The sequence below is a fragment of the Moraxella sp. TY6 genome (assembly GCF_048551375.1).
Classification (GTDB): domain Bacteria; phylum Pseudomonadota; class Gammaproteobacteria; order Pseudomonadales; family Moraxellaceae; genus Faucicola.
This window is the reverse complement of sequence record NZ_JBLYZJ010000026.1, coordinates 1-11,583: the sequence shown is the minus strand read 5'-3', so window position 1 is coordinate 11,583 and position 11,583 is coordinate 1. Positions and strand designations below refer to the sequence as shown.

General features: G+C 42.8%; 8 protein-coding genes. 1 reads left to right on the top strand and 7 read right to left on the bottom strand.

The genetic code is table 11. From position 1 onward, the window contains the following. Positions 1-183 precede the first annotated feature (183 nt). Together pal and ACK1U4_RS11890 are read right to left on the bottom strand one after the other, a co-directional pair. Positions 184-705, bottom strand: coding sequence for a peptidoglycan-associated lipoprotein Pal (pal, locus tag ACK1U4_RS11895; RefSeq protein WP_419401778.1), 522 nt, complete (start codon positions 703-705; stop codon positions 184-186). Positions 706-895: 190 nt separating this feature from the next. Then, positions 896-1,417 carry a DUF6231 family protein gene (locus ACK1U4_RS11890; RefSeq protein WP_419401777.1) on the bottom strand — a complete coding sequence of 174 codons (522 nt, stop codon included), beginning with the start codon at positions 1,415-1,417 and terminating at the stop codon, positions 896-898. Between the two features lie 136 nt (positions 1,418-1,553). On the opposite strand from ACK1U4_RS11890, the gene ilvD reads away from it, so the two are divergent. Continuing rightward, positions 1,554-3,470, top strand: coding sequence for a dihydroxy-acid dehydratase (ilvD, locus tag ACK1U4_RS11885; RefSeq protein WP_419401776.1), 1,917 nt, complete (start codon positions 1,554-1,556; stop codon positions 3,468-3,470). A gap of 136 nt (positions 3,471-3,606) precedes the next feature. Here the strand turns inward: ilvD and upp are convergent, their stop codons facing one another. From upp to ACK1U4_RS11860, 5 genes are all read right to left on the bottom strand, one after another. After that, positions 3,607-4,242, bottom strand: coding sequence for a uracil phosphoribosyltransferase (gene upp, locus ACK1U4_RS11880; protein WP_419401775.1), 636 nt, complete (start codon positions 4,240-4,242; stop codon positions 3,607-3,609). Positions 4,243-4,310: 68 nt separating this feature from the next. Next, positions 4,311-5,702 carry a Wadjet anti-phage system protein JetD domain-containing protein gene (locus tag ACK1U4_RS11875; protein WP_419401774.1) on the bottom strand — a complete coding sequence of 464 codons (1,392 nt, stop codon included), beginning with the start codon at positions 5,700-5,702 and terminating at the stop codon, positions 4,311-4,313. A gap of 17 nt (positions 5,703-5,719) precedes the next feature. Further along, positions 5,720-9,181, bottom strand: a complete 3,462-nt coding sequence (locus ACK1U4_RS11870) for an ATP-binding protein (protein ID WP_419401773.1) — start codon at positions 9,179-9,181, stop codon at positions 5,720-5,722. Beyond that, the gene (locus ACK1U4_RS11865; protein WP_419401772.1) at positions 9,178-9,915 is read right to left on the bottom strand and encodes a DUF4194 domain-containing protein; all 738 of its coding nucleotides are present in this window, start codon (positions 9,913-9,915) and stop codon (positions 9,178-9,180) included. The genes ACK1U4_RS11870 and ACK1U4_RS11865 overlap by 4 nt, the downstream gene beginning before the upstream one ends. A gap of 13 nt (positions 9,916-9,928) precedes the next feature. After that, positions 9,929-11,431: a DUF3375 family protein gene (locus ACK1U4_RS11860; protein WP_419401771.1), complete on the bottom strand. Its 1,503-nt coding sequence runs from the start codon at positions 11,429-11,431 to the stop codon at positions 9,929-9,931. Positions 11,432-11,583 lie beyond the last annotated feature (152 nt).

The following is an 11,583-nucleotide window of genomic DNA, read 5'->3' as shown; positions in this document are numbered from 1 at the left end:
GTTGGGTGGAAGAATGACACCCAACATAAACCATTCAAATTGTTGGGTATCGCAAGCTCTACCCAACCTACGATTTGATTAAATGCGTAAATCCTAAAATAGAAAAATCGTAGGGGCGTATTGCATACGCCCAACAACAAACCATCTTATCCTAAATTGAACCCAATAATATTAACCAAACAATTAGTAATTCAATTCCGCACGGCGGTTTAATGCCCATGATGATTCATCATGTCCTGCAGCGGCTGGTTGGTCTTCACCATAGCTCACCGCTTCGGTACGTGATGCGTCAATACCTTGTGAACCAAGGTAAGCTTGGGCTGATTTGGCACGGCGTTCACCCAATGCCATATTATATTCACGGCTACCACGCTCATCGGTGTGACCTGAAATTTGTACACGGGCATCTGGTTTGGCTTTTAGTAGTGAAGCGTGTTGGTTGAGTACCGCTTGACCTTGGCTGTCAATTTCACTGCTATCAAAGCCAAAATACACGGCATTGGCTTTTTGACCTGCCATTGCTACCACATCGGCACTGTTGTTGACCAAAGCACCACCATTGTAATAGCCTGCTCCACCACCATTTACACCCATTGGCGAAACGACCACTTCAGAGGTCTTTCTATGTTTGGTGGCACAACCTGTCATCGCAATAGTTGCACCTAAGCAAGTCATGGCAAAGATTTTCATGGTGGTTGATTTCATGTTTCATTCCTCAAGATAACGATGTAATTATAGACGATAATGTGATGATAAATCTCATCTAATTATTTTACCATAGACTAAAGCAATTTATCAGTTTTTGTAAACAGTGTTACTGTAATTTTTTCAGCAGTTTTTGGTAAAATTTTATAAATGGTAGCAATTTACCGTTAAAAAGTCCGCTATTGACTATTTACCAACGAAATTTATTCCAATTTTCTGGATTTGCCCAAAACTTACTGTTAAACCAATCAGGCAAATGTTTATAATCAAATAAATTAAACTGCCAGATATGATAATTATTATCCAATAATGGTATTACTTGCTCATGGAAACGACTAAAACCAAAGCTAAACATATCCAAAGGTTGATTAGTGGACGAGTCTATAGGGACTGGCTGTAAAACCAAACAATACTTAGCAAATAAATCTCGACAACGTTGAATATTTTGTGTATCAATTTGACAATCACCTGTCAAAATCAACACAGCCAGTTCAAAACGTTGACTAAAATTTAGCTCAATAAAATCGGTGGTGCTAACTCGTTGCCATTCAACATTGGCAATGTCGCTCAATGTGGTCACTGGCGTGGCTGATAACAGCGGTGGCTCACCAATCACCATACCAACTAATGACTGGGTTTCGGCTTGTTCTTTGGCTAAAAATACCAAACTTTGTAACACCACATCCGATAAAGACAATGCGTTAAGGGTCAAAGGATTCTCCTCATAAAAATAAGTATGCCAATTTTTTTATTAAATCATAACCAACTGGCATACGCTATGACTAGCTGTCATTAGCCATAATATAGTACACTTAACGGTAGACTTTGTGAAATTTAAGGAAATGATTATGCCACAGTACCGCTCAAAAACTTCGACCGCAGGACGTAATATGGCAGGGGCGAGAGCCTTATGGCGTGCCACTGGTATGACCGACAGCGATTTTGACAAACCCATCATCGCCATTGCCAACTCGTTTACCCAGTTCGTACCAGGGCATGTGCATCTGAAGGATTTGGGACAACTCGTGGCTCGTGAAATCGAAAAAGCAGGCGGTGTGGCAAAAGAATTTAATACCATTGCAGTCGATGATGGCATTGCGATGGGGCATGGCGGTATGTTGTACAGCTTGCCAAGCCGTGATTTGATTGCCGATAGCGTTGAATATATGGTCAATGCCCACTGTGCCGATGCGTTGGTATGTATCTCAAATTGCGATAAAATCACCCCTGGTATGCTAATGGCGGCCATGCGTCTAAACATTCCCACCATCTTTGTATCAGGTGGCCCAATGGAAGCAGGCAAAGTCTTGGCGACCACGCTGGGCGATGGACATACCAAACACGAAACCGTGACCAATGAGCAAGGCGAAAAAGTGCGTAAACTCGATTTGGTTGATGCCATGATTGATGCCGCAGACGATTTAATCAGTGATGAAGCTGTTGCCATTACCGAACGCTCGGCTTGTCCGACTTGTGGTTCATGCTCTGGGATGTTTACCGCCAATTCGATGAACTGCTTGACTGAGGCTTTGGGTCTATCATTGGCAGGTAACGGTTCGTTATTGGCTACCCATGCCAAACGCAAAGAATTATTTTTAGAAGCAGGCAGACGCATTGTTGAACTTGCCAAACGTTACTACGAACAAGACGATACCAGCGTTTTACCACGTTCGATTGCCACCAAAGCCACCTTTGAAAACGCCATGAGCCTAGATATTGCGATGGGTGGTTCGACCAATACCATTTTACATTTACTCGCTGCCGCCAGTGAAGCAGGCGTGGACTTTAAAATGGCAGATATCGACCGCCTTAGCCGAAAAGTGCCTTGCCTTGCCAAGGTCGCCCCTGCCACCCAAAAATACCACATGGAAGACGTACATCGTGCAGGCGGTGTAATGGCGATTTTGGCAGAACTTGACCGTGCAGGGCTGATTCATACCGATGTACCGACCATACATAGTGCCACAATTGGCGAGGCAATCCGCCATTGGGACATTATGAATCCTGCCAATCTTAACAACCCTGACTGTGACGCTCGTGACCGCTATATTGCCGCCCCTGCTGGTGTGCGTACTACCGAAGCTTTTAGCCAAAACCAATCATGGTCAAACCTTGACACCAACCGTGAAAGTGGCTGTATCCGCTCAAAAGAATTTGCCTACTCACAAGACGGTGGCTTGGCAGTGTTATTTGGCAATATTGCCGAACGTGGCTGTGTCGTCAAAACCGCAGGCGTTGATGACAGTATTTTGAAATTTACAGGGCGTGCAAGGGTCTTTGAAAGCCAAGATGATGCCGTGGAAGCAATTTTAGCAGATAGCATTGTTGCAGGGGATATCGTGGTGATTCGCTATGAAGGCCCAAAAGGCGGGCCGGGAATGCAAGAAATGCTGTATCCTACCAGTTATTTGAAGTCAAAAGGATTGGGTAAAGCCTGTGCTTTATTGACTGATGGGCGATTTAGTGGCGGTACGTCTGGCTTGTCGATTGGTCATGTGTCACCAGAAGCCGCCGAAGGTGGGACGATTGGCTTGGTGCAAGAAGGCGATTGCATTGAAATTGACATTCCAAATCGTTCGATTCATTTGGCGGTAAGTGATGACGAACTTGCCAAACGCAGTACTGAAATGACCGCTCGTGGCAAACAAGCATGGAAACCTGTCAATCGTGAACGCTATGTATCGCAAGCGTTGCGTGCGTATGCCAGTATGACCACCAGTGCCGACACAGGTGCAGTGCGTGATGTCAGTCAATTGGAAAAATAACTTAGGACTTCTTTCCAAACCACCAAGTATCGTGAAACGCTTTCAAAATAGGACAAATCATAGCGTGGGTTAGCCATCTGTTTGGCGTAACCCACGGAATTTAAATGTACTATTTTAAATATTAATGACTATCGCTTTAGCTTTGCTTTGTCCCAAAGATCTTATCCCCTGCATCGCCTAAGCCGGGAATGATATAACCATGCTCATTTAGATGGCTATCTAAGGCTGCTGTAAAAATCGTCACATCTGGGTGGGCTTCATTGACAACCTTAACACCTTCTGGGGCTGCCACTAGCACCAAGGCTTTAATATTTTGACAGCCATGTTTTTTGAGCATATCAATGGTTGCAACCATACTACCACCTGTTGCTAACATGGGGTCAAGAATCAACGCAGGGCGTTTGTCAATATCTGCCACAAACTTCTCAAAAAACGGCACTGGCTCTAGCGTTGCCTCATCACGCTGTAACCCCACCACCGAAATCTTCGCAGTTGGGATTAAATCCAGTACCCCATCCAACATGCCTAAGCCAGCACGCAAAATTGGCACAACTGTCACGGTTTTACCTTTGACTTGAATGCCTTCAATTTCATGCCCTTCCCATCCCATCATGTTAAAGGTTTCGGTCGAAAAATCTCGGCTGGCTTCATATGCCATGAGCCTTGCCAATTCTTTGGTCAATGTGCGAAATTTATAAGTGCTACAGTCGGCTTCTCGCATCAAAGAAAGTTTATGTTTAACAAGCGGGTGATTAATAACGGTAATATTCATATAAATTCTCACTTAATGCGATGATACTCAAAAATGCTATTTTAACCAAAAACAACCCATAACACTATTTAGTATTTGAATAAACCATATACTGCTAAGGCATTATTTAACCAAGATTTTTCAATATATTCTTGCTCCAGTCGTATAGCATGGGCTTTGAGATAATCAAACAACACTTGCTGAGGTGCGGTTAGCCCTGCTAATGGGGCATTATCTGCTATCGAATATGCCACAGGTTCGACCACTTGTGACGCATGATGGGCGTGCAGTGTGGCTTCATCCATCAATATCGCCTGTACATGAGGCTGGTAGCGTTGGGCGGTCGCCAACATCGCCATCCCCCAAGTGTCGATATCACCCCAATAAAACACGTGTTTATCTTGCCAGCCTTGCGATTGAAGCCATACTAAATTCAGCCCTGCCCCTAAAATCACCAATACATCCGACAAAGGGGGCAACAAATCCAGACATTGCTCATTTTCAATGATTAAAATTTTGTCAAATGGAATGTCACTGGCTTGCAAATCCATCGCTCGAATACGCACATGAGCAAAAGGCAACCATTGCGTTGAGCCATCATATAAACGAAGCCAGCCCCCTGTATAATTTTCCGACCCCAAAAATGTGGCTAATCCCAATGCGGTCGCTTGCCCATCAAACCGCAAATCCAATAACCTGCTCAATAGCCACTGATGTCGCTCAAAAAACTTGCTATCTAAACGCAAGTCTGCCAAAAAATCTTGGTATAAACGCTGACCATCTTCTGCCAAAACCCCCACCAACATGGCTAAACTAAACGAACGCAATGGCAATCCCATCGCACAATCTTGATACAATAACCGAGATAACACCAATAGCTGAATCAGCACCGTTGACTCATAGGTTAGCACTTTATCTTTATATTTAAGTAATAATGAAAACTGTTCTCGAATGAGATGGTGATGGTTTTGAGCATTATTTTGCTTATGACGGTGATGACGCTGTAACTCATCCTGCAACTCATCCTGCAGATCACCTAAATAACCGTGGATAGGGTGAAAATATGCCTGTTGCCATAACTGAATAAAATACCCCAACTCTGTTGCTTCAATTGCTTTAACAGTGGCAACTTGCCCCTCAATATCAGCTCTATTTATCCCATCACTTGCCATCGCCTGTTGCCAATCAGCCAAATTGTATAACTGCCAATGCACAGGCACTTCAATAGCGGTGGCACATGACTGGTATTTTTTTGTTTGCCAAACCACTGTACCAATGGCTTGGTTATCTAGCTGTTGCCATGCCTGCAAATGCTCACGTACTCGCCCCATCGACTGTTGCACCTCACTGGCAGTTGGCAAACCAATCGACAACCCCAACGGTACACCCTCACACAACGCCCAAAAGCGTTCGACACGTTTTTTGGGCTGTTGCCAATCTTTGGCAAGTTGTTGGCTCAAGACAGTAGGGGATTTCATCATAGGGCTATTTAAGTATTTTAAGGCTTTGGGGTCGCCAATTGTTTTTGGGCTTCCGCTTCAATTTTATCCCATGACCAATTTGACAGCGTGGCATTTTTATCTTTACGATGTACCAACACCGCACTTTGGGTATGTTCTCGAAGCAACCGCATTTCTTTATTGGGCGTGACAAACAAAGGGTGTAAACCAAACGCATGAATCGCTTTGACAATCCGCCCTGCCACTGCTTGTGAGCTTTTAGAAAATGCCTCATCTAACACAATAGTCGAAAATTTCGGGGTCAAAAAACCACTGGGGTCAAGGGCATAACTCAATGACGCAGTCAAAATATAACTGGCAATAATCTCTTTTTCACCGCCACTGCCTCGCTGTGAGCCTGTGCGAGTTTCTAGCACACTATGGTCAACTCGTGACAACACCGAAATCGAAAAACCCAAACGATAACGTGTATCAAGTAACGCACGAGAAGCCAAGGTATTTTTCTTATCAATCGCTGTTTGTAACAAGCCAATCAACTGACGCAATGCTGAATAATGCCCTTCTGGATTGGGATTTTTGATATCTAGGCTAAAACTCTTAAGCCGTTTATCCGCTTGCTCAAATTCCTTGACACTGGCATGACTTACAGGGTGTAAATTTAACTGCAAATATTTCGCTTTGTCAAAATCCACCTCTTGCAATACTCGATTTAAACCCAGTATTCTTTCCTTAATTTGGTCAATTTGACCTTTCATATCGCTTAATAATTGTGACACACTTTCGGTCGAAGAATCGGTCAGATACTGCACAAAACGTTTTTCTTGACTGGGCAAATCCTCTTCATTGAGCAAGGTCAAACGCTCAAGGTACGCAGGCAAATCTTGCATATCCGTCCCCACCTCGGTCAATGACCCTGTGTCGGCTTGTTTTGCCACGTTCATTTGATTGATAATTTTACGCTCAGTTTCACTGATTTTTTTGAGATTGGCTTCTTGTTGCTGTCCCCACAGGCGTTGATTTTCTTTTTCCAAATAATGAATATTATCCAAATCTGTCAAAGTCAATGGCAAGGTTTCAGCACTAATCTGCTGAAAAACTGGCTGTTCACTCAAGTTTTTGCCTGTAAATTTTGACAAATATTGTTGGCTTTGTTGTTGGCGATGCTGATAGTCTTGTTGCTGTCGCTCATTCAATTGCAGTTGCACATTTTGGCTATTGAGCTGTTGTTGCAATTGCTCAAGCTGTGTTTTTAGCGTATCACACTGGGTTTTGAGTTGTGACAACTCACTATCAGGGGCAGTCAACATGGCATAACTTTGTTGCAACTGCTGCAGCTGTGCCTGCACTTGAGCGAGATTGATACTGTCAAAATCTATCTGTTGTAATCGTTCGAGCAAAATAGCCGACTGTCGCAATCCATCAAGTTGTTGTTTTAACTGATGATACTGTTGATTGACCGCCTCATATGCTTGTTTGGCTTGCTGTTGTTGCTGGGTGAGATTTTTTACCAAAGTTTGATTATCAAATCCTGTCAACCAATCATCATTCAATGATTTTTGGTCTTGTTTATCAAACCAACCCCTATTATTTGACATTAAGCCCTGTTCGGTCATGGCATGGGATGTGGTTTGTAGTAACGTTTCGTTTGCCACACAATGACGGTCTAAAGTCGATAAAATCGCTTGTAACGCATCTGATAATGAATGATTTTTTAAATTCAGTTTATGCACAAAACTATCGGAAAAATATGGCTTTTGTTGAACATCCTGCGGATTGGCTTGATATAAACGCACATGCAACTGATTATGCCGTGCATTCACCCACGCCAATGCTTTGGGCATCGCCTCATCTGGCACAAGTAACCGCAAACGATGACTACCCAACGCTCGCTCAATCGCCCCTTGCCAATGCTTTTCGTGTGGCTTGACCTCAACCAGCTGTGCAAGATACGGCAATTGCTCACTATCACACTGCAAATGTGACGCTAAGTCTTGGCGAAACTGCTCAAACTTCGGTGGAATATTGGATTTTTGTTGTAATGCTTGGCGTAGTTGCTGTTGCTTATCTTGCCAATCTTGATATAGGCGTTGTTTTTCTGCCCCCAATTCATCACGCTGTTGCTCGAATTGCTCCACCTCAACAACCAATTGTTGTTGCTTTTGTTTGGCAGTGGCTTGTTGCTCAGTCAGTTGTAATGGCGTGGTTGCAGGCTCAAATTGTAACGCTTGAACCAATTGAAGGTAGTGTTGCCAATGCTTTTGCAATTGATTATTCACCAATTCTTGTTTGGCAATTTGTTGTTGTAATAAGGATAAACTCGCCCCACCTGTTTGATTATAACGGTCAAGCAACACATGATACTGTTGATTCAATTGCTCAAATTGCTGTTGTGTTTGGCTTACATCATACTGCACGCTTTTATACGTCACTTTTAGATTGTCAATTTTTTGTTGCCACAAGCCCACCGCAAAAAACGCATACCAAAATGGCAAATAATCGATAATTTTTTGATATTGTTCCGCTTGTTGGTGTAACTTTTGCCACGTGGCTTGCAATCCCATCAATGGTAATAGCGATTTTTGCTGTTTTTTGGCAGTTTCAAGGTCGTGGCGAATTTGGGTCAAGGTATCAAACTGCTTAACAATCGCCTCTGCTTGGTCAAATAAACTATGGTCATCTAATACCAACTCTCGAAAAATTTCATCAATGCTATTGAGTTGTTTTAAACCGACCGTACGATTGAGCAATTTAAACGCATTATCTCCTACCTCAAAAAATTGTTGAGCTTTTGCCAAATAACTGCTTTTACTATCAAAAATTGACAATTTTTCTCGGTTTTTTGCCCAATGCTTTAAGCCCTTTTTTTGCCCTTGGTCAAACTCATGCAACCAATCTTTTAACGTACTATTATCTTGAGAAAACAACCAAACATCATTACGGTCTTTGGGGCTATTACTGGTGCTATCAATCCAAAAAATCACCCCCAATGCCACCACAGGTAATTGTGTGATTGAATTACTTAGGCTATTTTGACTGATCAAAGCATTGGCTTGGGTAATGCTTGGCTCGGCAAATAAATCATCATGCAATAGCCCTTGTTGGTGGCTGATGGTTTCTTGCTCAATCTGCGACAGGTTTTCTTTAAAATTTTGTTTATTATCAATTGGCGTAAAATAGGCAGTAATAGCAGTGCGAGTCTTTCCAGCACGAGAAATATCCTCGCTATTTTCCCCTGCCCCCGACACGCCTCGAATATAGCTAATCAAATCTCGGTCGCTTTCATGCCCACCTGTCGAAGCCAAATTATAACTGGGTCGCACCGTCAACAACGTCATCAATGCGTCAATTAATGTGGTTTTGCCACTACCTGTTTGCCCAATAATTGCCGTGCCATTCGGATGAATATCCGCTTGGTGAAAATTGGCAAAACCACCCCAATTATAAACCTCAATACGGCTTAGATAATAACTAACCTCATCATGCTGAATGGATTTTTTCATACACTACCCTCATTCAGCACCGATTTACCATTTAAGGCTCGCAACTGAAGCAATAACCGAGATAAATTTTCAGGATTTGCCAAATGAGCAATCAATGGGCGTATCACTACTTGATGTTCATCAACCTTACCCACCACCCCATGTTCCGCCAATTGCTTGAGCAAACTTTGAATTTTTTCATCATCTTTGGCTTCACTGCCACTACTCGGCAAATACACAAACAGTTGATTTTTTAGCTCATCCAAATCCGCCAATACCTGCTCATGTCCAATGCCTTGCTGTTGCTCCACTTCAACAAATCGCTGTCGCAAAATCGCCAATAATAATGACTGCTCAAGGGTTAAACGTTGACGGCGTACCAAAGGATGCGTCCATTCATCATCGAGGGTATCTTGTGCCTCTGCCATATCTTGTAAAGATAATACCAACGTAGCCTCATCATGCTGGCTCTCAGTGGTTACAGCATGGGTAGGACTCGCAACATATTTATCCGCATCCATCACCACCGCCTCATCAATGGCTGGTTTTTGTACACAAATAAATACCAAACCTCGCACCTCATCAATTTTTGCATATAAATCAAACGCCGATAAATAGGCATTTAATGCCTCATGTGCCTGCGTTAATGCTTGATATTCCTGTGGTTTAGTTTGATGCTCAATCACGCCTTGCTTTAACAACTCTTGTAAAGCACGTTTATGGGCTTGGGATAACTCAAAAGAGGGTGTCATCATCAATGCTATCACTTTAAATATCTGCCAAATCCAAATGTTGCATTTGTTCAGCGGTTAATGTTACTTGAGGAATGGTAAACTGCCAAATTTCACCATCTTGAATACGCTGTAATGGCTCATACGCCCCTGTAAAAGCCGAACCTGTCGCACGGGCAATCTCCAACCACATGGCGATTGCTTCCATATCATAATATTCAGGCAACGGCAATATCTCTGCCAATGCTGACAATGTCAACGGTTGATTGGCTTGCTGTAATGCCTGTTGGGTTTGTTTAAACCATGCTTGCCTATCCAACCCCTCCAATGCTTGCCAAAACGTCATATCCAAATCAGCCAAATCAACCGTTTGATTGATACCCAAATCCAAACTAAGGGCTTGTTCAGACTTCACCTCTTTGACCATCAAGCGTTCAATCGCATTGATTTTATCTACATTTATTGCAAGCGGTGGTAAATTACTCGGCGTTTGACGCAAACTGGCAGATTGCCAATCCATATCAAGGGCTTCATTAAACACCTGCTTTAACAAATCCCCAACCCGATGATGCTCTACTGCTAATTCTGTTTGGATAAAACTACGCACATCATGCTCAATCCGCTGTTTAGCATGAATCACATGACCTGCTTCTTTATTTAACAATTGGGTTAAATAATAAAAATTGCTTCGTTGCTTTTGGGTTAACGTGGTGCTTGCCACCTCATAACTCAAAATTTCACGAATATGATACTTTAATAACTCCAACTCCTCACGTTGCAACGCTTGATTAAAACCTTGAAACACTCTGCCCTCAGGCGTGTTAATCAATGCTTCATGTGAATTTAGCAACTCTGCCACCACCTGCCCACGATGGTATTGCTCTCGAATCACATTCTCACGCAACGTCCTATCCATCTGCCGATAAGAGTCTTCCACCCTACGAAAATCATTATGCAAACTCATCGCCAACTGATAAATATTTTCGATACTCTCAGAAGCTTCTCGTTCTGATAACGGCTCAAAATTGCCTTGCCTTACCTGTTCCAACTGTTGTTGAAGTTGCAAAATTTGCTGTTGTAAAGCCTGTTCACGCCGTTGCTGATTGGGATTTAATACTGTTGCCACTCGCTGAATTTCTGACTGCACCGTCTGCAACCGAGAAGCCGTTGAGGTCATCATCGTGGGTTCTGCCAATACCTTCACAAAGGCTATCACATTTTGTAACGCATCAGTGGCAAACACCTCATTATTTTTCTCAACAATTAAGCCACGTTTCAGCCAACCACGCCACTCTTGCTTGGCTAACGCATAAGTATCCTTTGAAATTTCCATACTACTATCATGGCTAAACTCATCAAAGCTTTTTGCCAATAACTCAATCGCTTCCTCCATTGATACGCTTTTATGCAAACTAGAAAACAACTGTTCTGCACAAGCCAAAATTAATGGGGCTCTTTTGGCAGTCAATAATCGCCATGCCGAGTCTTGTTGCCTCAACATATTATAACGAAGTGCCAAAGAAATGACCGAGTCAGACATAATTAACCATGAAATAAATAATTTGCGAATTTTACTGATAAATATAGCAAAAATCCATCTTTTAATACATCACACAAATAAAAACCCCCACTCGACTGAGTGGGGGTTTACTTAAGAGGGTGTTGACGATGACCTACTCTCACATGGGCGAA